General features: G+C 57.5%; 23 protein-coding genes. 5 read left to right on the top strand and 18 right to left on the bottom strand.

Going from position 1 to position 23004, the window contains the following annotated elements; translation table 11 throughout:
• Positions 1–21: 21 nt before the first annotated feature.
• Positions 22–2058: a DNA helicase RecQ gene (gene recQ / locus BMY44_RS16410; RefSeq protein WP_089996969.1), complete on the bottom strand. Its 2037-nt coding sequence runs from the start codon at positions 2056–2058 to the stop codon at positions 22–24.
• Positions 2059–2235: 177 nt separating this feature from the next.
• Between recQ and BMY44_RS16405 the strand changes: the two genes are divergently transcribed.
• From BMY44_RS16405 to BMY44_RS16395, 3 genes are read left to right on the top strand one after another with little or no spacing between them, the layout of a single operon-like run.
• Positions 2236–2883, top strand: a complete 648-nt coding sequence (locus BMY44_RS16405) for a histidine phosphatase family protein (protein ID WP_089996968.1) — start codon at positions 2236–2238, stop codon at positions 2881–2883.
• Positions 2883–3485 (top strand): glutathione S-transferase family protein, encoded by a 603-nt coding sequence (locus tag BMY44_RS16400; RefSeq protein ID WP_089996967.1) that lies wholly within the window; start codon positions 2883–2885, stop codon positions 3483–3485. Before BMY44_RS16405 ends, BMY44_RS16400 begins: the two co-directional genes overlap by 1 nt.
• A complete protein-coding gene (locus tag BMY44_RS16395; protein WP_089996966.1) occupies positions 3482–4543 on the top strand; it encodes a saccharopine dehydrogenase in 1062 nt (353 codons plus the stop codon). Before BMY44_RS16400 ends, BMY44_RS16395 begins: the two co-directional genes overlap by 4 nt.
• Here BMY44_RS16395 and BMY44_RS16390 read toward each other — a convergent pair.
• The 6 genes from BMY44_RS16390 to BMY44_RS16365 all read right to left on the bottom strand — a co-directional run bounded on the left by BMY44_RS16390 (position 4540) and on the right by BMY44_RS16365 (position 9745).
• Complete coding sequence (locus tag BMY44_RS16390; protein ID WP_089996965.1) at positions 4540–4866, bottom strand: DUF3775 domain-containing protein; 327 nt, start codon at positions 4864–4866, stop codon at positions 4540–4542. The genes BMY44_RS16395 and BMY44_RS16390 overlap by 4 nt on opposite strands.
• Positions 4867–5154: 288 nt before the next feature.
• The gene (locus tag BMY44_RS16385) at positions 5155–5892 is read right to left on the bottom strand and encodes an SDR family NAD(P)-dependent oxidoreductase (RefSeq protein WP_089996964.1); all 738 of its coding nucleotides are present in this window, start codon (positions 5890–5892) and stop codon (positions 5155–5157) included.
• 1 nt (position 5893) lies between these two features.
• Positions 5894–6466, bottom strand: a complete 573-nt coding sequence (locus BMY44_RS16380) for a DUF3833 family protein (RefSeq protein WP_089996963.1) — start codon at positions 6464–6466, stop codon at positions 5894–5896.
• A gap of 5 nt (positions 6467–6471) precedes the next feature.
• A complete protein-coding gene (locus tag BMY44_RS16375) occupies positions 6472–7698 on the bottom strand; it encodes an MFS transporter (protein ID WP_089996962.1) in 1227 nt (408 codons plus the stop codon).
• The gene (locus tag BMY44_RS16370) at positions 7695–8450 is read right to left on the bottom strand and encodes a DUF1365 domain-containing protein (RefSeq protein ID WP_089996961.1); all 756 of its coding nucleotides are present in this window, start codon (positions 8448–8450) and stop codon (positions 7695–7697) included. The genes BMY44_RS16375 and BMY44_RS16370 overlap by 4 nt, the downstream gene beginning before the upstream one ends.
• Positions 8447–9745, bottom strand: coding sequence for an NAD(P)/FAD-dependent oxidoreductase (locus BMY44_RS16365; protein ID WP_089996960.1), 1299 nt, complete (start codon positions 9743–9745; stop codon positions 8447–8449). Before BMY44_RS16365 ends, BMY44_RS16370 begins: the two co-directional genes overlap by 4 nt.
• 226 nt (positions 9746–9971) lie before the next feature.
• Between BMY44_RS16365 and BMY44_RS16360 the strand changes: the two genes are divergently transcribed.
• Both BMY44_RS16360 and BMY44_RS16355 read left to right on the top strand, forming a co-directional pair.
• Positions 9972–10523, top strand: a complete 552-nt coding sequence (locus BMY44_RS16360; RefSeq protein ID WP_207510568.1) for a sigma-70 family RNA polymerase sigma factor — start codon at positions 9972–9974, stop codon at positions 10521–10523.
• A gap of 8 nt (positions 10524–10531) precedes the next feature.
• Positions 10532–11185 carry a ChrR family anti-sigma-E factor gene (locus BMY44_RS16355; RefSeq protein ID WP_089997223.1) on the top strand — a complete coding sequence of 218 codons (654 nt, stop codon included), beginning with the start codon at positions 10532–10534 and terminating at the stop codon, positions 11183–11185.
• A 60-nt stretch (positions 11186–11245) separates the two neighbouring features.
• Here the strand turns inward: BMY44_RS16355 and BMY44_RS16350 are convergent, their stop codons facing one another.
• The 11 genes from BMY44_RS16350 to BMY44_RS16300 form a co-directional block, all read right to left on the bottom strand.
• Positions 11246–11587 (bottom strand): hypothetical protein, encoded by a 342-nt coding sequence (locus tag BMY44_RS16350; RefSeq protein ID WP_131801635.1) that lies wholly within the window; start codon positions 11585–11587, stop codon positions 11246–11248.
• A gap of 195 nt (positions 11588–11782) precedes the next feature.
• Positions 11783–12151 (bottom strand): hypothetical protein, encoded by a 369-nt coding sequence (locus BMY44_RS16345; protein WP_089996958.1) that lies wholly within the window; start codon positions 12149–12151, stop codon positions 11783–11785.
• Between the two features lie 37 nt (positions 12152–12188).
• Positions 12189–13421 carry a DNA recombination protein RmuC gene (locus BMY44_RS16340; RefSeq protein ID WP_089996957.1) on the bottom strand — a complete coding sequence of 411 codons (1233 nt, stop codon included), beginning with the start codon at positions 13419–13421 and terminating at the stop codon, positions 12189–12191.
• Positions 13418–15226, bottom strand: a complete 1809-nt coding sequence (gene mutL / locus BMY44_RS16335; RefSeq protein ID WP_089996956.1) for a DNA mismatch repair endonuclease MutL — start codon at positions 15224–15226, stop codon at positions 13418–13420. Before mutL ends, BMY44_RS16340 begins: the two co-directional genes overlap by 4 nt.
• Before the next feature lie 54 nt (positions 15227–15280).
• The gene (locus BMY44_RS16330) at positions 15281–16591 is read right to left on the bottom strand and encodes a M16 family metallopeptidase (RefSeq protein WP_089996955.1); all 1311 of its coding nucleotides are present in this window, start codon (positions 16589–16591) and stop codon (positions 15281–15283) included.
• Positions 16591–17922, bottom strand: a complete 1332-nt coding sequence (locus tag BMY44_RS16325) for a M16 family metallopeptidase (protein ID WP_089996954.1) — start codon at positions 17920–17922, stop codon at positions 16591–16593. The genes BMY44_RS16330 and BMY44_RS16325 overlap by 1 nt, the downstream gene beginning before the upstream one ends.
• Before the next feature lie 87 nt (positions 17923–18009).
• The gene (locus BMY44_RS16320; protein WP_089996953.1) at positions 18010–18606 is read right to left on the bottom strand and encodes a hypothetical protein; all 597 of its coding nucleotides are present in this window, start codon (positions 18604–18606) and stop codon (positions 18010–18012) included.
• A 2-nt stretch (positions 18607–18608) separates the two neighbouring features.
• The gene (locus tag BMY44_RS16315) at positions 18609–19109 is read right to left on the bottom strand and encodes a DUF3035 domain-containing protein (protein ID WP_089996952.1); all 501 of its coding nucleotides are present in this window, start codon (positions 19107–19109) and stop codon (positions 18609–18611) included.
• Positions 19110–19161: 52 nt separating this feature from the next.
• Positions 19162–19653 carry a signal peptidase II gene (gene lspA, locus BMY44_RS16310; RefSeq protein ID WP_089997222.1) on the bottom strand — a complete coding sequence of 164 codons (492 nt, stop codon included), beginning with the start codon at positions 19651–19653 and terminating at the stop codon, positions 19162–19164.
• 9 nt (positions 19654–19662) lie between these two features.
• The gene (gene purH, locus BMY44_RS16305; RefSeq protein ID WP_089997221.1) at positions 19663–21252 is read right to left on the bottom strand and encodes a bifunctional phosphoribosylaminoimidazolecarboxamide formyltransferase/IMP cyclohydrolase; all 1590 of its coding nucleotides are present in this window, start codon (positions 21250–21252) and stop codon (positions 19663–19665) included.
• 25 nt (positions 21253–21277) lie between these two features.
• Positions 21278–22966, bottom strand: coding sequence for a heparinase II/III family protein (locus tag BMY44_RS16300; RefSeq protein WP_089996951.1), 1689 nt, complete (start codon positions 22964–22966; stop codon positions 21278–21280).
• Positions 22967–23004 lie beyond the last annotated feature (38 nt).

Here is a 23004-nt window from a genome sequence, read left to right as displayed (position 1 = left end):
CAAGCGGGCGAAATGCGCCCGTTACACGCCTTCGAGTACTTCCAGAAAAGCATCCCCAAACCGTTCGGCATATTTTTCACCGATCAAACGTTCGAGGTGCGTGCGGTCTGCGCTGCGCAGTTGCGCCACCTTGGCCAGCATGGATGCCGACATGCTCATCGGTTTGTCGGCGCCGTGTGGACCGCGCTGCAGTTCAGTCTGAACTGCAAGTAGCCGGTCGTAGACGTCGCCTTCGTTGCGGCCAGCCAGCTTGCGCCGGACCGGGTGCAGTTCGTCCTGCGCGCCGCTGATGACTTCGAGGAATGCGCGGCCGTAGCTTTCAAGCTTTTTCGCACCGACGCCACCCACACGCGCCATCGCGTCAAGGTTCGCAGGTTTGCTTTCAGCCATTTCGATCAGGGTGCGATCGTTGAAGATGATGTAGGCCGGAACGCCTGCCTGTTCAGCGAGATAGCGGCGTTTGGCTTTGAGGGCCGAAAGCAATGGCGCATCTTCTTCGCTAACCATCTGGCGCACTTTGGGACCGTCACCTTTTGCAGCGCGGATCGTGTCGCGGCGCAATTCGATTGTCGCTTCGTCCCGCAGGATCGGGCGGGCCTTGTCCGTCATGCGCAGCGCACCGTGGCGTTCTGGATCGGGTCGCAAAAGATCGTGCCCCATCATCTGCCGAAAGATCGCCTGCCATTGCCGCTTGTCGTATTCCTTGCCAACCCCGAAGGTTGGCAGGTCTGCATGTCCGCGTTCCTGCACTTTGGGAGTGTCCACACCGCGCAGAATGTCGATCAGATGCCCAGCGCCGAACCATTCGCCTGTACGCAACGCCGCCGACAGCGCCATACGGACGGGTGTCGTGCCGTCAAATACCTCTGCCGGTTTGTCGCAGAGGTCACAGTTGCCGCAGGGTTGCGGGTCTTCCCCGAAGTATCCCAACAGATTCTGACGTCGGCATTTCAAAGCTTCTGCCAGGCCAAGCAACGCGTTCAGTCGCCCATGATCGGCGGCACGGCGTTCGGGCGGGGCCAGCCCTTCGTCAATTTGCTGGCGGCGATAACGGATGTCGTCGGGCCCAAAGAGGGTGAGCGTTTCCGCAGGTGCACCGTCACGTCCTGCCCGCCCGATTTCCTGATAGTACGCCTCGATCGACTTGGGCAGGTCCGCATGTGCGACCCAGCGGATGTCCGGTTTGTCGATGCCCATGCCAAAAGCGATTGTCGCAACAACAATCAAACCGTCTTCTTGCTGGAAACGCCGTTCAACCTCGCGCCGGTCGTCCGCTTCCATGCCGCCGTGATAGTGGCAGGCCGTGTGTCCGGCTTCGCGCAGGGCCTGCGCAAGTGTCTGCGTCTTGGCCCGTGTGCCGCAATAGACGATCCCGGATTGTCCTTTCCGGGCGGCGGCAAATGCAAGGATCTGCTGGCGCGGTCCGTCCTTGACCGAAAACGCCAGATGGATATTCGGCCGGTCAAAACCGCGCAGAAATGTTTCGGGTTGAACACCGTCGAACAGCTTTTGCGCAATCTCTTCGCGCGTTTCGGCATCTGCGGTGGCTGTGAATGCCGCGAGTGGGACATCAAGCGCGCGACGCAATTCGCCGATCCGCAGGTAATCAGGGCGGAAGTCGTGCCCCCACTGGCTGACGCAATGCGCCTCGTCCACGGCGATCAGGCTGACGCCCGCCTCCATCAGCATCCGTTGCGTACCGCCAGAGGCAAGCCGTTCGGGTGCCATGTAAAGCAGTTTCATATTGCCCGCCGTCAGATCAGCCCAGACCTGGTCTGTCTCTTCTTCTGTATTGCCAGAGGTCAGCGCCCCGGCGCAGACCCCTGCCTCGCGCAGGCCGCGCACCTGATCGCGCATCAATGCAATGAGCGGAGAAATGACAACGGTGACGCCACCCCTGCAAAGTGCCGGAAGCTGGAAACACAGGGATTTCCCGCCGCCGGTCGGCATGATGGCAAGCGTGTTGCGCCCCTGCGTGACCGCATCGACAATTTCTTCCTGCCCAGGCCGGAAAGCGTCGAATCCAAACACTTCGGCAAGCAGCGTGGCAGCGCGCATGGGATGGTCCTGTCGGTTTTTTTAGTTTTCTGCTCTTACCCTTACTATCCATGATGAATGGTCCGTTAACAAGAGTTCCGCGCGTGCTTCTTTTCATAAAAAGCCGGTCTGAAGCGGTGCGGTCGCTTGCCTCCTGTGCGCCCACGGCCTACCCCTGTGACGCGAACAGGAGAGACCATGGGCGAGATCACATTAGTCCGGCACGGGCAGGCCAATTCTGCGGCCGACAACGAAGAGGATTACGACCAGCTGACAGAGCTGGGGCACACGCAGGCCAAATGGCTTGGCGAGTGGATGGCCGCCCATGACGGACCGTTTGATGCGGTCTATGCCGGGACGCTGCGGCGACAGCGCGAAACGGCGGTCGGTCTGGGATATGCTGACCCGATCATCGACGCGCGCCTGAATGAGATCACTTATTACGACCTCATCGCGGAAATGGACGCATTGCACCCAGAAATTCCCCGCACCGGACCGGAGGACTTTGCAGTGCATTTCCCGGCGACCCTGCATGCCTGGCAGGAGGGTCGGATCAAGGGCAATGAAACGTTTGAGGATTTCTGCGACCGGGTAGAAGAGGTTCTTAACCTTGCCGCGCAACCTGGAAAGCGGGTCCTTTGTGTGACGTCGGGCGGGATCATCGCACGGGCGGTTTCCCATTTGCTTGGCCTTGATATCCCGCGCATGGCGCATATTGCGCTGCCGATCCTGAACACTTCGGTCCATCGTATCCATGTGACGCCCCACGGACCGATCCTTGCAACCTTCAACAGCGCCCCGCATCTGGATCATTCAGATCGGCTGGCTGCGCGGACGAACTACTGATGCTCAAACTGCACTATGCACCGAACACCATATCTGTCGCCGTCGCCATTGGGCTGAAAGAAGCCGGGAGGGACTTTGAGCCGATCAAGGTCGATTTTGCCAAGGCGGAACAAACACAAGAGGCCTATCACGCAGTTAATCCGAAAGGCCGCGTTCCGGCACTGGAAACCCCGCAAGGCATCCTGACCGAAACGGGTGCTATCCTGGAATTTGCTGCCCCCGCGCTTGTGCCAGGCGATCCGTTTCGCGCCGCCCGGATGCGCGAGCTGATGTATTATCTGGCGTCCACCATGCATGTCGCCCACGCGCACAAAATGCGCGGCAGCCGGTGGGCGAACGAAGACAGCAGCTTTGCCGATATGAGGGCGAAAGTGCCTGAAACGATGGCCGAATGCGCGCAATATCTTGAGGACACATTGGCCTTTGTTCCATTTGCCACCGGTGAAAGCCTGACAGCCGCTGACGCCTATCTTTACGTGGTCCTGACTTGGCTGGAGGGCGACGGGGTCAACATTGCCGACTTTCCGAAACTGGCCGTTTATTTTGCCATGATGACCACACGCGACTCGGTCCAGTGGGTCAAAGACGCGGGGATGCTATGACACACCTTTGGGTCAGGGCCGAACCGCGCGCGAATGAAGAACGTGTCGGGATCACGCCGCAGGGTGCGGCCCAGATGATCGCGGCAGGATTTGAAGTTACAGTGGAGGATAGCCGTCAGCGGTGTATCCCGCTGGCCGATTACGCGGCAGTCGGGTGTGCGACAGCGGCTGAGGGAAGCTGGCCAACTGCCCCTGCGGACGCCATTATATTCGGACTCAAAGAGCTTCCCGATGACGGTATGCCATTGGCCCATCGCCATATTCTTTTTGGTCATGCCTATAAGGGGCAACCTTCTGGTCAGGTTCTTTTGAAGCGCTTTTGCGCAGGCGGTGGGACGCTTTTCGATCTTGAGTATCTGGTGGACGCGGACGGGCGACGTGTCGCTGCATTCGGGTATTGGGCCGGCTTTGCGGGTGCTGCTGTTGCGATCCAATGCTGGGTGGCACAGCAACAAGGCAAAATCGCCGGACCTGTTGGAACCTATCCCAGCGCGGGCCACTTGATTGCAGATCTGCAAACGAAGCTGGTGCAGGCAGGCACGAACCGACCGACTGCACTGATCATTGGGGCTTTGGGTCGTGTCGGCACCGGTGCGGCCGATCTTTGCCGCGAGATGGGTGTCGCGACGACGAAATGGGATATGAATGAAACGGCGCATGGCGGCCCGTTTCCGGAAATCCTTGGGCATGACATCTTTTTCAACTGTATCCTCGCGCGTCCCGGTACCCCTGTGTTTGTGCCCCAAAGCGCGAAAATCGCTGACAGGCGGCTGACGGTGATCGGTGATATCGCCTGTGATCCTGACAGCGACTTTTCACCGATCAAGGTCTATGACCGCACAACGACTTGGGACGCTCCGGCGCTGCGGGTTCATGACAATCCGCCGCTTGACGTCACGGCGATTGATAATCTGCCGTCGATGCTACCAGTCGAAAGCAGCGAAGATTATGCCGCGCAGTTGCTGCCGCATTTGATGACGCTGGACCGCATTGAGTCCGGCGTATGGGGCCGCGCATTGGAGGTGTTCAAACGCGCAACCGCCGCCTTGACAGACTAGGCGCGACGGTAGAGATCATCTTCGACGTCCGTGGCGTCGATACCTAAAGCGTCCAAGCCCGCTTCGAGGTGGTCGGCGAGATGGGGTGAGCCTTTGAGGTATTCTTCTGTCGGGATCGTCGCCTCGCTTGCTGCGGTTTCAATCGCCAGTTCCAGATCGTCAACGTCGAAGCTGCCCCGTCCAATCCAGAAAACGGCGACCAATCCGGCTTGTTCATCCTGCGCCAACCGGCAGACGAACCCATCGAATTCTGCTTCGCTGCGGCCCATGTCGCGGGCCAGTATGATGACCTCTGCGATCTGCGATGGTGAAATCGGTAGCATGGCACTCTCCCTCTATCTTGGAAGAACGTGCGGGATTCGAAGTCAGGCCGCTTTGATCTGGCGCAAGTCAGTTGCGGTCAGGCAGTGCGAATGCTGTCAAGCGCGCCATGGGTTTGGGGAGGAGCATGCGTTTTTCGTTGCGACACCTGACCGCATTCAACGCGCAGGCAACCCTAAATCAGCGTTGCATCAGGCCGCGCCATTATCTGATTCAGTCAATGAGGCCGCCCAGCCCATGCTTTGTCACGCGGGGCGTCCACAAGACCGGATAAACACCGTATATCGACGCTATTTGGACCCGAAGATCCGGAAATACATCCAGTCCGGCAAGAACTGCGACAAGCGGAAGACCCAAGAGAAGACCATTGGGAAGCTTTTCTTGAAAGTGTCGTCGTTCATGTGCTCGAAGACTTCTTTTGCCGCTTCTTCAGGTTCCATGATGAACGGCATTTTGAAATCGTTCTTATCGGTCAGGCGGGTTTTGATGAAACCGGGATTGACGATTTGGACCTTGATCGGCGACGTGCGCAGATCGGCTTGCATGGATTCTGCAAGCGCCATGAGTCCGGCTTTGGAAGCGGAATATCCGATTGCGCCCGGCAAACCGCGGAAACCGGACAATGAACCAGTCAGGACGATGTGGCCTTCGCCACGCTCGATCATACGGCCAATGACAGCCCCGACGCAGCGTGACGCGCCAAGGTAGTTCACCTGCGCCATCATATCAGCTTTTTCGTTGTCCCACTCCTGCGCCTTCATCGGCCAATAGACACCGGCCAGATACACCAACCCGTCAATGTCGCCGATTTCTTCAGCGACCTTTTCAACGGCCTCGCGATCGATGACATCAAGCGTCTTGTAGGATGCCTTTCCTGGCAATTCTTCCACAAGAGATTTCAAACGGTCTTCGGAACGGGCTGAAACGATGACCTCGGCCCCTGCCCGCGAGAGACAGAATGCGACCTCGCGTCCCAACCCTTCGCTTGCACCCACGAGCCAATACCGTTTTCCCTGCCACTGCGTCACATCATTCTCCTGCGTAGGATATTTCTTTGGGTCGCATTGTGGCGACCAATTCGGCGACTTTGAACCCGAACTTGCGGAATTGGCTACGATTCATGATCGAACCATTCTGCATCAGATACATCCAGTCGGTGACATCAAGTTCGTGGCCGCCCGCCTCTTCGGTCAGTTTGATGCGGTAATTAAGCAGAACGGCGGAGCCTTTTTGTTCGCCCAGACCGGTACCGATGACATCCGGAGCCTCTGCATTGAACTTGCCGTCATTGCCAAGGGTGAATTTCCATTCACGATTTTGCACATTGCCACTGTCGTAATGAAAGATCTCTTTCATAACACACACGTTGCCTTTCCACACGGCGTCAAATTCAGCGACGAAGCGTGATGATACCCGGCCTGTGGGGCCATAGATTACGCCTTCGCATTGGATTGCGCCGTTGAACCGTTCACGGATATCGAACTGAGGTCCCTCTGGATAATCGCTGATGGACTGACCCCAGAAAGAAACATAGCGCGACTTCATAATTACCGCGATGAACGCAAGCGCCATGCCGATCAGAACGTAGGGAAGAAACGACATGGCGTTTAATCCTCCAGTTTGGTGGCGGCCAGCAAAGCAATTGCCACCAGTTTCAATAAACACGGCACCAAGGCGTAAAGCACCGTCAACATCGTCAGGGCCTCGTCGGGCAAATCGGTCGCGCCCGCACGGAAACCCGCGTTCTCCAGAAGCGGCAGCAAGATCGCCGCCGCAAAGGCCAGTGTGAACTTGCTGACCAATGACCAAAGTCCAAAACCCTGACCGCCATTGGGCGATACTTTGGACATCCGTCGCGCAAACATCGCGGGCAGTAGTGTCAGGTCTGCTCCGATGGTTGCTCCTGATAGTACGCAGATAACCGCGAATTGGATTTCATCCCCGACCCCTAATGTCAGTGTGTACCCGAATGACGCCACGGCAAGCACCATGGCGGTCAAGAGTGTTCTCTTTGCGCCAATGCGCTTTGATATGGCCGACCACAGCGGAGCAGAGAGCGCGGCGGCAAGAAAGAACAATACTAAAAGCGGGCCTTCCCAACCGCTTGCGCCCAATCGGCTTTCGACAAAGAAGAGAAACAGCGTCGACGAAACAGCAAGGGGCGTCGCATTCACAAGTGCCAGGATCAGCAGGCGCCGCGCCAATGTGTCGCTGAGGATTTCTTTAATGTGCGAAGGCTCTGTTTCTGTCCGACCCTTCCATTCCGGCCACATGTAGAGCGTAGCAAGCGCAGTCACCGCGACGAATCCGAGTGCGAAAACGGCAAAAGGGTCGTCTGTGGCATCCATCAGCAGCGTCGGCGCGACAGCTGCGATACACACCCCCAGAAGTGCGCCGGTTTCCCGCCATGCAGCCAGCCTGATATGTCCGGAGTCGTCATCGCCGACCTTGCTGATACCTTGCGCGTAGAAATTGATCGTCAGGAAGCTGAATGCGCTGAAAAGACCAGTGATCGTAATAGCGAACCACCAGAACGGACTGATCGGGGGCGCAATGCCGAACAGACCGAACATTGAAGCGGCGAGCAAAACAGCACCCAGACTGACCCAGAGCGCCTTGCCATGCCGCAACCGTTCGCTGATCCACCCAAGTAAGGGATCCTGCACGACATCAAACAAACGCAGCACGAAAAGCAACGTGCCAAGTGCCGTCAGGCTGACGCCGTAAGTATCGGCGTAATACTTCGGTGCGTAGATATAGATCGGCAGCCCGGCGGCTGAGATAATGGCGGCAAACAGGCTGTAGGCGGGCAGTCGGTCGCGCAGCGCGCTCACCGGGTGACCTCTTGCTTTGGCGGCGTGGGTTGACTGCGGAACGTCGCACCTTTCCACCAAAGTTTGATTGCCTGCCAGTGGATGAGCGTCAGAACACGGCGCGACCCGAAAGGCCGACGAAACGCCGCGGTGATGATCGACCGATTGCTGATCGGTTTACGGTCGCCCTTCAAGGTGGCGATGACGCCGCCACTGCCGCGCGCGTAGTCTATGATGATGTGAACCCGTTCGGCCGAGATATCAAATCTGAATACATATCCGCCATCTATTGGCTGAAAAGGTGAAACATGCATGATTTTCTGCGCGGCAAGGGTTTCGGTCTTCGTGATTTCACGCAGGTCCTCGTGATGGCACAAATACGAATGGCGGTCGCCGAACGTGTTCGTCACTTCGGCGATGACCGCACGTAGAACGCCTGCCTTGTCATGACAAAGCCAGAAAGACACCGGATTGAAGACATGGCCCAGCACACGCGGTTGGGCCAGCAAATCAATGCGGCCAGCAAGATGCAATTGATGCGCTTTCAGTACGTCCCGCACCCAAGCTGCACCGCGGCCATGTTTGGGCGGACCGCCATGGTCGCTGTTCTGCACAGACATCAGCGCGCCCTTGTTGCGCCCGAACAATGTTGGCGTTTCCAAATCCGCATCTGCATCCAGCAAGACGTAGTCGATAGAGTAGCGGAAGGCATTCTTCACTGCGCCGCGGCGCCCGTGATACGTCTCGCCGCTGATATGATCGACAGTACTCACTCGGCCGCGACTTTCAGGCGCTCGACAGCGTTGAGCGCGTGAACGACATCATAGGCAGAGGCAAGCCCGTCTTCATGAAAGCCGTTCTTCATCCAGGCCCCGCAGAACCATGTTCGATTGGACCCGTTCATTATCGCTGCCTGTTCTTGTGCAGCGAGTGCGGCGTTGTCGTAAACCGGATGGGCGAGAGACACCTCGTCCCAGATCAATTTGGGGTCGATGTCGCGTGTCGTGTTCAGCGTGACCATGTAGTCACGGTCAGTCAGCCAGCTTTGCAGAGAATTCATCCAATAGGTTAGGTCGATCTGGTCGCAGGTCTTGCCTGCCGCTTCGGTGTAGACCCATGAAGCCCAAACAGGCTTACGTTTCGGCATCACAGATGTGTCTGAATGAAGCACGATCTTGTTGGGCTGATACCGAATGGCACCGAGTGTCGCTTTTTCTTGGGCAGTGGCATCGGACAAAAGCGCGAGCGTCGTGTCTGAGTGGGTCGCGAAGACAACTTCGTCGAACTGTTCCCAGTTGCCACCGCGTGCCTTGACCTCTACCCCCAAGGGCGTGCGGCGCACTCCGTCGATCGCGGCACCCAACCGCATATCGACGCCACGCTTGAACATATCGGCACCCAGCCGCGTGACGTATTCTGAGGAACCACCTTTAACAGTATACCATTGATGCTGGCCGGTTGCCCCAAGCAGCGCGTGATTGTCGAAGAATTTCATCAGCGCGTGCGCCGGGAAATCCATGATCTTTTCTTTTGGCGTCGACCAGATCGCCCCAGAGAACGGCAACAGGTAGTGATCGGCGAAAAACTGAGACAGACCAAGCTTCTCGAGAAGTCCGCGGATTGTCAGACCGTCTTCCTGGCTTGCCGCAAGACCGTGCTTGTTAAAATGAAAAATGTCACGAACCATGCGCAAAAATTTCGGGTTCGCGAGGTTTCGCTTTTGCGCGAATAAGGAGCCGACGCTGGTAAGCGCATATTCCAAGCGACCGCCATCGAAGGAGGTTCCAAAGCTCATGTTGCTTTCGGTCACTGGCACATCAAGATGCTCGAACAGTGCCGTCAGGTTCGGGTAGTTGGCATAGTTGAAGACGATAAACCCTGTATCAACAGGTACATCCCGGTTCGGACCGGCCATTTTGGTACGTGCATGCCCTCCCAGACGCTTTTCAGCTTCGAACAGAACGACCCGGTGGTCCTTTGCCAGAAGATGGGCGGCCCCCATGCCTGATATGCCTGCCCCGATCACAGCCACCGAGCGCGGCGCTGCTGTTCCTGTTTCGAATGGCATTTATTGTCTTCCCCATCACCAGCAAGTCGTTGTTATGCTTGATACGGCGAAGAAGAAAGCCGGATGCATAATTCTTGAAAAAAGTTTTGATCCAACCGGCGAAGACCTGCGTAAATTTCATATGTTTACGGCCTCAGAAGAGATCACAGCCGATGCCAAGGATGTTGTGCTACCCCCCAATACGGGTCACACAAGGGCAAAGCGCTGCTCTTTGAAAGCGGGAGACATGACGGACGCAAAAATGAACCAGCGGTTGCTCTGGATTGCCCAGATGCAGGCGGTGCGCGACCAGCAAGACAAGGCTGCTTTTGCAGAGTTGTTTGGCTATTTCGCGCCGCGCGTGAAGTCGTTTCTGATGAAGTCGGGCGCTGCGCACGATGTCGCTGAAGAATGCGCCCAAGATGTCATGGCAACGCTGTGGCGGAAGGCACACTTGTTTGATCCTGCAAAGGCAAGCGTGTCGACGTGGATATTTACGATCGCCCGAAACCGGCGCATCGATTTTCTACGCAAGGACCGCAGGCCGGAACCCGAGGAATTGCCTTGGGGACCGGAAGCCGAACCAGACCAAGCCGACGTTATGGCCTTGGCAGAAGATACAGAACGTTTGGGCGCAGCCTTGGCCTCGCTCCCGGAGAAACAAAGGATCCTGATCGAAAAGGCCTATTTTGGCGATTTGTCGCACTCTGAAATTGCTACGGAAACTGGACTTCCGCTCGGGACCATTAAATCTAGAATTAGGCTGGCGCTGGAACGCTTGCGCCACGCGATGACATGAACGGTACAATGACAAAGAATATCAAACATCACCTCACCAATGATCTTCTCATGGGTTACTCCGCCGGAACGCTGCCAGAGGCGTTCAATGTCGTCGTCGCTTCGCACATTTCCATGTGCGACACCTGCCGCGCTGCCTTGGCAGAGTACGATGCTGTGGGCGGTGAAGTGATGATGAAAACAGACGCGGTCGAAATGGCTGAAAACAGCCTCGCGGCAACGATGGCACTGATTTCCGATGCGCCTGCCGAGGAGCCTTTGAACTCGCTTGCTGTTAAGAGCGGTGTGTTTCCATCGCCACTGCGTGACTATGTTTCAGGCGACATTGACGCTGTGAAATGGCGCAAGGTTGGTGGCGGGGTCAGCCAGATGATCCTTAAGACATCGGATCGTGCAACTGTACGGTTGTTGAAGATCCCTGCAGGCGCGGCAATGCCGGATCACGGCCACAATGGCACCGAACTGACGTTGGTTCTGCAGGGTGCATTTGCTGACGATGACGATTATTTCGCTGCAGGCGATATCGAAGTTGCAAACGAAGATCTGGTTCACACGCCCGTCGCTGCTGAAGGTGTGGATTGCATCTGCCTTGCCGCGACTGATGCGCCACTGCAGTTCAACAGCTTGCTGCCCAGAATCGCGCAGAAATTCATGCGGATTTAGTGGGTCGGTTACTGGTCAATAAAGGCCCGCATTGCGGGCCTTTTTTGTGTGAGCGGGTGTTTAACGCTGACACAGTGCGGCGATTAGTGCCGGTGGATGATCAACCGCATAGTCACTGCGCACCAGTTTCCAGCCGCCCACTGTGAACTTGATAATAGAAAAGACCGCGAAGGGTTCGTTGATCTGACGGTCACCGCTTAGAAGTCGGGATTCATGGACGGCAGAAACTGTGGTTTCATCCTGAAACTCTGCTTCGACACAACGGCGCACAAGGTCAGTGACGTTTTCCAGCACGTAAAACGAGCGCACCTTGTCATAGACCCTACGCACGTCTTCTATCGTCTTGAGTATTTGCGACCCGTCAAAGGTATGGATTTCGTTCGGCAACTCGAAGCAGCTCAAAAACTCCTCAAATTCACCCGAAAGCATTGCTGTCCCAGATCGTTCCAATAACTGTTCAGACACGTCTCTTGCGGTTTCCGTAAACTCTGTCACTCGTAATCTCTGTGGTCATAAAAAAGCAAAAAACACGGCGCGATTGCCGTCACAATCGGGAAAGAGGGCCCATGGCACGATGCCATCACCCCGGTCGTTGAATTATTCGTTCCACGCAAGCGAGATGGTGCGCCCGTTCACGAGCAAATAGCCATCACCACCCGGCGAGAGGTAGAAAGTACGTCCAGGATAGGCCCCTGAAACAATTGTAAAATCAGGCGTCTTGGATACGGATCCAACGTGCGCGCCGCAAACACGTGTGCCATTTCGGCATGGCGTGAGCAGGTAGGTCCGCAGCTTTCCACGCTCTTCCGAAAGAACTGAAACCGGTCCGACGTCAAATGGCTGATCCTGAAACTGTTCGGCATAGAAGCGCTGGACGACGACCGGGTTCTGCTTCCAGGTCAGTGGTTCACCAAAGCAGGCGGCCAATCCGGAAAGAGCCAAAGCGCACAAAACAGGCTTCTGCATCTGAATTACCTTTAAACTATTTCGTGGGACTTTGCCCTTAGGGTTTTGGTTGCGCAAGGGGAACGACCTTATCATCTGACGTTGGTGACAATTCTTCGAAGTCGAAGTTGTCCAGCCGGTCTGCTCGCTTGCCGGCCCGCGTTGCCGCCGTCAGAACACCGGAAACATCTTCGCCCGCCTGCCGCAGATGCGTTTCGAGCTTTCCCGCCTTTTCGCCAATGATCTCGACGTCGCGATGCAGCATGCGAAGCGCCTTTCGGATCTCCCCGGTCTGTTCGCGCATACGCGCATCTTTCAGAATGGCGCGCATCGTGTTCAGCGTTGCCATACAGGTCGTGGGCGACACGATCCACACGCGGGCGGCGAAGCCTTCGCGCACGACTTCCGGTAGGCGCGCATGCAGTTCCGCATAGACCGCCTCTGACGGCAAGAACATGATTGCGCCGTCCGCTGTTTCACCCTCGATAATGTACTTCTCGGATATCGCCTTGATGTGGACTCGTACCGCTGACCCGAGATTGCGCAGGGCGGCCTTCTGCGCATCCGGTGTTTCGGCTGCCGCAAGCGCCTCGTATGCCTCGAACGGGAATTTCGCGTCGATTACGATCGGACCAGGAGGGTTGGGCAAATGGACAAGGCAATCGGCCCGCTTTCCATTTGAAAGCGTGGCCTGCAATGCAAAACTGTCGCTGGGCAGAGCCTTGCCAACGATATCCGTCAGCTGGATTTCCCCGAACATCCCGCGCCGTTGCTTGTTGGACAGGATGTCTTGCAACGATAAAACGTCGCCTGAGAGCTTTTCGATGTTGGTTTGTGCCTTGTCTATCGTCGCGAGCCGTTCTTGCAATTCTGTCAGGCTTTTCGTCGTTTTTTCAGAACTGCCGGTCAACGTTTCCTTCATCCGCTCTTGCAAGTCGGACAGGGAACGCGCGGATTTGACTGCGTTGTCGGCCAATCGGTCCGCCATCTGCGCCTGCACTTCGGCAAGCCGCGTTTCCATCGTCTGGATGACACGCACCTGCGCGTTGGCCTGCGCGTCGCTGACTGTCTGGATATTGCCAGCAAGCTGGTTCTGCCCTTGCCCCAGAACCTGCACGTCTTGCGCCAGTCGCCCTACCTGCCCGGCAACATAGTTGACTGCTTCTGCGGATTGACCAGCGCGACGCACAACCATGATCAAGAGCACCATGAACAGAATTATGATCGCCGCCAAAATCGCGGCGATGATGACTGTGGTTTGGTCAAAGGACTGGTCACCGATCTGGATCATGTGCGCCCGAAGAGCCTTTCGATATCTGACAGTTTCAATTCGACATAGGTGGGTCGACCGTGATTGCACTGCCCCGACAGGGGCGTCGCTTCCATTTCGCGCAACAGCGCGTTCATTTCAGCGCCCTGCATACGGCGGCCCGACCGGATCGACCCGTGACAGGCGACACGCGATAGGATGGCCTCAATCTTGGTTTTGACGCTGGCGCTGTCGCCTTGGTCAGCCAATTCATCCAGAATGTCCCGGATCATCGCTTCTGCATTCACTTCGCCTAGAATAGCGGGGGTTTCGCGGACCGCGATCGACCCGCCACCAAATGGTTCGATTGTCAGCCCGAGTTGTGAAAGCTCTGCCGAAAGCGCCAATAGATCGGCAGCTTCTGCGGCGTCCAGATCCACGATTTCGGGTATGAGAAGCGCCTGCGCTGCCACACCGTTGTCGGCCATTTGTGCTTTCAGTTTCTCATAGACCAAGCGCTCGTGCGCGGCGTGCTGGTCGACTATGACGATGCCCGTTTCGGTCTGGGCAATGATATAGTTTTCATGGACCTGTGCGCGGGCCGCGCCAAGCGGGAGTTGGTCAACGTCGTCTTCGACCACCGGTTCGATCCGCGCCGAAGGTGCTTCTGCGAAACCGGACTGGAAGGTCATAGAGCGGGCGGTAAAGCTGGGTGCTGGCCGGTCCATCTGATAAATGCGTGGTTCCGTCTGTGCGGGCTGCATCGCGCCCAACGTTGCTCCTGCCACGGTTGTTGACGCACGGTGCCCTGCCCCCGCCAAGGCATGTCGCAAGCCCGAGACGATCAGGCCGCGCACCGCCCCGGGATCGCGAAACCGCACCTCTGATTTAGCCGGGTGCACGTTCACGTCGACCAGTTCCGGTTCGCAATCCACGAACAGTGCCGCCACCGGATGCCGATCCCGCGACAGAACATCCATGTAAGCAGCGCGCAAAGCGCCAAGAAGCATGCGGTCACGGACCGGCCTGCCGTTTACGAAAAGGAACTGCGCAACGGCGGCACCACGGGAATAGGTCGGCAACGCGGCATAGCCGGTCAGGTGGAACCCGTCACGCTCTGCATCGATTGCCAGCGCGTTCTCTGCAAAATCACGGCCCAAGACTGAACGCAAACGCCCGTGCAGGGCGTCGAACAGATCTCCAGTTTCACTGTCTGTGCGGAAAACGGTGCGACTGTCCCCGCCCGAGACATCGCGCAGGATAAATGTCACGAACGGTTCTGCCATTGACAGCCGTTTGACCACATCCGTAATCGCCTGATTTTCAGCCCTGTCGGTGCGCAGGAATTTCAATCGCGCCGGTGTCGCATAGAACAGATCACGTAGCTCGACGATTGTGCCAGCAGTCACAGCGGCAGGTTTGACAGCGGACATCCTGCCGCCATCTACCGATATGACGGCGGCGTCCTGCCCTTGCGCGCGGCTTGTGATCGTCAGGCGACCAACAGCGCCGAGCGACGGAAGTGCCTCCCCCCGAAAACCGAAGGAGTGGATATTCAGAAGGTCCGACCCGTCGATTTTCGATGTCGCGTGGCGGGAAAGGGCGAGCGGCAGATCATTCGACGCGATGCCACATCCATTGTCGGTCACGCGGATCAGGGTTTTTCCCCCGTCAGCGATGACAACCTCGATCCTGGTCGCGCCTGCATCAACAGCGTTTTCCACCAGTTCCTTGACGGCGGATGCCGGACGCTCGACGACCTCGCCCGCAGCGATGCGGTTGATGGCGGCTTCATCAAGCTGTCGGATGACAGGTTGGGGCTTTATCTGGGGGTCAGCAAAGGACATGCCACAAGGTGTAGCATGTCCTGTTCCGATTCTGCGAGAGTGGAAAAGCGGCGGTTATTCAGTCGCTTCCAGCCCTACCGGCTGCCCGACGACAACGAAATGGAGGTCTTCCGGCCGCAGCAGTTCTGCAGCAACGCGATTCACGTCTTCCAGTGTGACCGCCTCGATGTAGTCATTTCGGTTGACGACATAGTCAGGTGGCAGATCCGTCATCTGCATGCCAACGAGGATTGACGCGATTTCGGAGTTCCCGTCAAAGCGCAGCGGGTATTCCCCTGTCAGATAGGTTTTGACGCTGTCGAGTTCTTCCTGCGTCATGCCGTGCTCGGCCATACGGGCCCATTCAGCGCGCGTGACCTCGATAGCTTGTGCGATCGTATCGTTGGAAGACGCAACTTGCCCCAGATACATTTCCGCATGGAATTTCGGTACGAGGAACGTGCTGATGCCGTACGTCAGACCGCGCTTTTCGCGCACCTCTTCCATGAGACGGCTTTCAAATCCACCAGCGCCCAAAGCTTCGTTGATGATGTAGGCGGCGAAGAAATCCTCATCGTCGCGCTTGATTCCTTCGTGACCGAAAAGGGCGACCGATTGCGGCGTTTCGTAATCGACGATGGTGACGCCGCCTTCGAGACCGAATGGCACGTCAGCAGGGAAATCCGGGCCGTTTTCGGGAAGGTCGCCGAGCAGCGTGTCAAGGATCGGACCCAGTTCTGCAGCGGTGATATCACCGACGGCCCCCACGTAAACGCGGTCCTTGGTCATCGTCGCCTGATGGGCGGCGATCAGATCGTCGCGCGTCAACGCCCCTACGCTTTCAACGGTGCCGTCCGGGTTTGTCCCATAGGGATGGTCACCGAAAGCGGCCGCATTCAGTGTGGCACCTGCAATCCGATTGGGGTTCTTGGCGTCACTTGCGATACCGGCAATGACCTGAGCGCGGACGCGATCGATAGCATCCTGATCAAACCGCGGGTTCACCAGCGCCTCGCGCAGGAGCGCAAGAGCTTCGTCACGGTTTTCGGTGAGGAACTGCGCGGAAATCGACAGGCTGTCGTCATAGGCTCTGAAGGAAAAACTGGCCGCGAGGCTTTCCAGTTTCGTCTGGTATTCCTGGGCGTTCATATCACCGGCACCTTCTTCGATCAGTGCCATCATCAGGTTTGTCGCGCCGCGCTTGTCCGGTGCATCAAGGGACGTGCCGCCGCGAATACGGATTTCAAGCGCGACGAATGGGATCGAAGGTTCTTCGACAAGCCATGCGTCGATGCCGCCGTCAGATGTGATCGTCTTGATGTCGATTTCTGCAAAAGCGACGGAACCGATAACGACGAACCATAAGGTCAGGACAAGACGTTTCATCACTTTGCATACTCTTCACTGGCAACGACCCAACCGGTCACGGACTGGTCGCGGTTCAGCACTTTAGCTGCGACGGCTTTGATGTCTTCTTCGGTCACTTGTTGGAGGATGTCTGGCCATGCCTGAATATCTTCGATGGTCAGCCCTTGGGTCAGCCCCGCGCCATAGCGCCGCGCCAGACCCGACACGTCGTCCTTGGCATAGATTTCAGAGGCACGGACTTGCGCACGGATGCGTTCAAGCCTGTCGGCCTCTATCGGCGCTTCGATGAAGTCCGCGATTACCTGATCCATCGCGGCCTCTGCCTCTGACAACGTGACGCCTTCGGATGGGGCGACCGTGATACCGAATGACGTGTCATCCAGCGAACTGCCGGAATAACCCGCATTCGTGTAGACGGCGGTTTGCGTGTCAAATTGCAGGGCCATGCCCAGCGCGGATGTGAATGGTGACCCGCCCAAAAGTTCGGCCAGATAGACCAGCGCGGCGGCTTCTTCCTGCGCACCAGCGTCACGTTCGGGCGCGAGATAGGATCGCGTCACATACGGTTGCGAGACGCGCGGATCGACATAGGTGATCCGCCGTTCGGCCCGCTGCGGCGGTTCTTCGGGGCGGATCCGATCGGGCAGTTCCGGTTCGGCCGGGATCACACCGTAGTACTGCTCGGCCAGTGCTTTGACCTCGTTGGGGTCGACATCGCCAGCGACCACAAGAATGGCGTTGTTGGGCGAATAATAAAGGTCGTAGAAGTCCAGCGCGTCTTCCAGTTCGAGTTGTTCCATCTCGTGCTTCCAGCCGATGATCGGAACGCCATAGCGGTGGTTTTGATAAAGCGCGGCTGCGAACTGCTCGCGCGCAAGTGCGTTAGGGTTGTTTTCCGTGCGCTGGTTGCGTTCTTCGAGCACGACATTGCGTTCGGTTTCGATGTCTGCCGCAGTGATCCGCAGGTTATTCATCCGATTGGATTCCATATCCATCATCAATTCCAGCCGGTCGGCTGCAACGCGTTGGAAATAGGCGGTGTAGTCATAGCTGGTAAAGGCGTTGTCTGATCCACCGTTGGCCGCGACAACTGCTGAAAATTCACCAGATTCCAGCTTGTCTGTTGCCTTGAACAGCAGATGTTCCAAGAAATGCGCAACACCCGATGCACCGACCGGTTCATCTGCTGACCCTATCCGGTACCAGACCATATGCACCACGACAGGCGCACGATGGTCTTCGATAACGACGACTTCCATCCCGTTATCAAGCGTGAATGTGGTAACCTCTTCAGCCTTGGCTGCCATCGTGGACAGAACCAAAGCCAGTGCCGCAGCAATCAATCGCATAAATCAGACTTCCAGCTGTTTCGTTCAGTGTCTACTTACGTCACCCGTGCGCAGCTTCAAGCGGCCATACGCGGATGTGAGATGGCGTCAGCGCCCGAAGATCTTTGCAAGAAGGCTACGTTTTACAGGTTTCATTGTCTTAACATCATCTGCCGTCGTGATACGGAAGAACCGGGCAAAGGTGCCGTTGGTAAGATCATTGTCGTGCCGGAACCCGGCAATCGAAGCGACTGCTTCCAAGGGAATTTCGAACATATGATCAACAGCGTCCTGTTCTGCGTCCTGACGAGCCGTCAAGCGATCCCGGATTTCGCTGAAGCCATCTGGTAGCGCACCAGTCGCCACAAGGTTTTCCTTGTTGATCCCGTCTTCGCCATGCCAGGTCACCTGCCAAACCTTGTGCCCGCCTTGATAGCAAGAAGCGTCGGAGGACATGACCGTTTCATTGACGGTGCAGGCGTAAACGGGTGCGGTCTTGGACATTGCGGCAAGTTCGGACTTTACTGATGCAGCGAATTCTTCGGCCTCTGACCAGAGAACTGTCATGCCGTTGGATTTCAGCGTGCCGACCCACCATTCGTCGTAGGGCAATGCATCCGTTTCGACCCCGATGCGAAAGCCCAGCGGTGCGACGACATCGCGTGGCTGTATCGGTGTGATGATATAGCTTACGCGGAAGCCCATCCCTAGCGGGGCGGCGCAGTTGGGGTTTGCACGCCGGCTGCGCGGAATCTGTTCAATTCGGCATAAGCATCAAGTGACTGGCGCGCATAGGCCCGGAAATACTGATCCGTCCCAAGCAAGTTGAATGTATTCAGACGCGCACGGCGCGCGCGGAATGCCGCGTCTTCTGTTGCCAGAACTGCGCGAATATCGCTTTGCAGCCCATTGCGGCCTGCATGCGCGACAAGCGCCTGATCGTTTGCTGGAATTCCACCTGCAAATGCCGCCGCCGGTGACCCGCCGAGTGCTGCGATCGCGGCAGCTTTGGGTGCTGCATCTGTTCGGTTTGTTCCGCCCGGTGTTGGCGGTGGCAATGTCAGCGTTTCAGGCAATTCGAGCGGCGCACCGGGCACGACCGAGAATTCATCGGGCCCACCTGTGTCTGTCCGCAGGTCCCGCAATCCACCACCGCCGGAGCATGCCGCGAGGGCAAGGGCTGCACCAATCAAAACTATGCCACGCATCGCGTTTCCTTCGTCGTCTCGCAGGTTTGTGTAGCTCAACCCGACTGCTTCGTCACGCCGCCTTTTTCTTGGGGCGCTTTGGTGTCTTTGGTTCGGGCAGAAATGCCAGCAGCACCGCCCCGGCAAAAATCGCTATGTCAGCGATGTTGAACGCATAGGGGTTATGGATGCCACAGCACGACATGTTCAGGAAATCCGCCACCCACCCGTAAAGCAGCCGGTCCACAACATTGCCAAGCGCGCCACCGATTAAGACACCAGCGGCGATGTAGGTCCATTTTGTTCCCCCGGATTTATGCAGCCACCACAGCACACCGCCGCAGATCAGGAACGCGACAGCGATCAGTACCCAGCGCATGTCATAGTCGGCAAAAAGCCCGAAGTTGACACCGCGGTTGCGTGCCATTTTCAAAACCAAGAAAGGCGGAAAGACGTCTAGACGCTCTCCTGGGAGTTCTGGCAGTTTGATCCAGTAGAGCACGAAGAACTTGGTGATCTGATCGGCCAGAAATACCCAAAACCCTGTCCAGAAGACTATGCGCATCATTTTTCCTTAATGCCGAAAGTGACGCATGCCGGTGAAGACCATCGCAATTCCAGCGTCGTCTGCTGCTGCGATCACCTCGTCATCGCGCATAGACCCACCGGGTTGGATGACACAGGTTGCACCAGCGGCGACCGCTTCCAGCAATCCGTCAGCGAATGGAAAGAACGCGTCGGACGCGACCGCTGACCCTTTGGTCAGGGGTTCTGGCAGGTCCATCGCTTCGGCCATGCGCTCTGCCTTTTTTGCGGCGATCAACGCACTATCAAGTCGCGACATCTGTCCCGCACCGACACCAACCGTCGCCTTGTCCTTCACGTAGACAATCGCGTTTGATTTGACGTGCTTGGCGACCTTCCAAGCGAACAACAGGTCAGCCATCTGATCATCTGTTGGTGCGACTTTGGTCACGACTTTCAGATCGTCCAGTCCGACAAATCCGACGTCCTTGTCCTGCACCAGCATCCCGCCAGCGACCTGCCGATACGTCAGCCCGCCCGCTTTCGGGTCGGGCAATCCGTCTGTCGTCAACAGACGCAGGTTCTTTTTTGCGGCGAACACGGACTTTGCCGCATCGGACGCACCGGGGGCGATGACAACTTCTGTGAATATCCCGCTGATCTCTTTTGCCGTGGCTTCGTCTAACGGCTGATTGAGCGCGACAATCCCGCCAAACGCAGATGTGCGGTCACAGTCGAATGCATTCTTGTAGGCATCAAGCAATGTCGCGCCGCGTGCGACGCCGGAGGGGTTTGCGTGCTTGATAATCGCAACTGCAGGCCCGTCTGCGGGATCGAATTCGGCGACCAGTTCAAAGGCCGCATCAGTGTCGTTGATGTTGTTATAGGACAGTTCCTTGCCCTGATGTTGCACAGCCGTCGCAACGCCCGGACTTTCGGTGCCGTCTGTATAGAAGCTGGCTGTCTGATGCGGGTTCTCGCCGTAGCGGAGCGATTGCGCAAGCGTGCCGCCAAACGACCTGCGGCGTGGTTCGCTTGTATCAATCGCCTTGGCCATCCATGTGCTGACAGCCGTGTCATATGCGGCAGTGCGGGCATAGGCGGTCTGGGCCAGACGTTGACGCAGTCCCAGCGTCGTCTGCCCACCATTTGCGTCCATTTCCGCAAGCACAGCCGCGTAATCAACGACGTCTGTCACCACATTGACGAACGCGTGATTTTTGGCTGCTGAACGGATCATCGCGGGTCCACCAATGTCGATGTTTTCGATGCAGGTATCGAAATCCGCACCTTTCGCGACGGTTTCCTCGAATGGATACAGGTTCACCACCAACAGGTCGATTCCGCCGATGTTGTGTTCTTTCATCGCCGCGACGTGGCCATCCAGATCACGCCGCGCCAGTAGCCCGCCGTGGACGACGGGGTGCAACGTTTTTACACGTCCGTCCATCATTTCAGGGAAGCCTGTCACGTCGGCCACATCTTTCACGTCCAGGCCCGCATCGCGCAGCGCCTTTGCAGAGCCGCCGGTGGAGAGCAATTCGACCCCGTGCCCGGCAAGCGCCTTACCGAGGTCGATCAACCCCGTCTTGTCGGAAACAGAAAGTAGTGCGCGGCGGATCGGATGCAGGTCGGTCATGTTTGGCCCCCAAAGATAGCGCCGATCATCTTGGGGCCAGATCGCGGACAACGTCGGGGGTGTCCTGCGCCTTGGCCAGTGACCAGCAGACGCGCGTCGCATAGGACATTGCGCGTCCAGATAAAACCACCTGTCGTGTCGCACGCGGCTTTAATCGCCCATTTTCCAGATAAACCGACGGTTTCAGGTCCATACGGCCGATCCCGTCATAGCGAAACACCCAGATTTCCCCGGATTTGAGCGCCAGCGATACCGCTGTTCCACCCAGATCGACCGTCGCATCAACGTCAGGATGCAGGTGGAATCGCACGGCATAGGGAATCCCCTGTAGCTTTGACTGGTCCAATGCGCTGTCAAAGCGGCGCTGGTCATCGCTTGAGAGCGTCGTCAGCATATCCTCGCCCACGATGCCGCGCCCGTCATGGGCGATATCCAGAATACGGGCGTGCGTAAGCCCATGGGTCAGTTGAAAGCCGTTGTGCGATAATTCGATCCGCCGTCCGTCCGGCAATTCGGATGTTTCGCAGCGCACCAGCGTTGGCGTATCGACAAGTATTTCCGGCCCGTTGCTGAGCGCACCCGACGCCTGACCGAGGCGTGAGGATGAATACCCCTCGATCCCGAGCGTCGCGTGGCTGGGTGTTGCCCTTCCGGCCCTGCGCCATTCAGGTCCAAAACTGCGCCCGGACCCGCAATTCACGATGATCGGGCGGCGTCCGCTTGTCAGTTCCATCGCCAGTGTCGATGCGTGACCGTTTGCAGAGAACAGGCCAGTGGGCGGTCGCGCTGCGTCGATAATGATCGACATCCGGCCCGCATTTATGCGGGCAAAGCCCATGTGCAGCCCTTCACCGGGCGGTGTTTTTACGTTGGATGTCGCAAGCGCATGATCCAGACGCCCATCAAGTCCACGCCCGCCACCGTGAAAGCGCGCCAGACTGCCATCGGCATGACGCAGTGCACGCAAGGTCGGTGCGATGCGATCAATGGCGTCCAGAACTGGTGGCGGCGGTTGTTGTCCGGCCTCGGCAAATGCCGCAATCGCCCAATTCAGAAGGGTCATTACCTCCAAAAGCTCTTCGGGATTACGGGTGGCGATGCCGCCATCTGCGTCGATCTCTGTCCTGCAGTCGGCGGCAAGTGCACGCATTGCCGGCGCGACATGCTCTCGCATTCCTTCCAGTGCTAGGCCTGCGTAGATCATCCCGGCCAGCGCCTCGAAACGGGGCAAACCCGGTGGTGTCACCCGCCAGCGGCGCGACAGGAACAACGTCTGCTGACCTAGCGAGCGAAAGAACGCCTCCGAGCGTTCTTTTTTCTGCCCCCGCAACAAGAAGATCCCGTGATTGATCCAACGGATCAACCGCCGGCCGGTCAGGCCCGGCAACCATCCGGGACCTGTCCCCGTGCCATATCGGTCAATCCAATCGTTCACCCAAGCCTGCGCGGAGGCCCGCGCCTTGGCGTCCCCGACGGCTGCCAGATCGTCCAGCCAGTTACATCCATGCAATTCCTCGCGCACCATTGGCGAAGACTGATCGATTTCCCAGATTGAAGCGTCTTTTGCCTCTGTCAGAGTGCCTGCGAACAAGTAATTGCCCGCAATCAACTGTCGCCCACGTGCAAAATGCCCGATCGTACGTGGTTCGGGCTGAGTCACGAACCCCGTCGCAGGCTTTGCCCGCGCCGCGCGACGCGCATGATAACGATGCATAAAGGCCGTGCGACGAGCACGCCAGGTCTGCGATTGGG

Source organism: Cognatiyoonia koreensis, from assembly GCF_900109295.1.
Classification (GTDB): domain Bacteria; phylum Pseudomonadota; class Alphaproteobacteria; order Rhodobacterales; family Rhodobacteraceae; genus Cognatiyoonia; species Cognatiyoonia koreensis.
The sequence above is the reverse complement of the archived record's forward strand: the minus strand, read 5'-3'. Positions and strand labels throughout refer to the sequence as shown.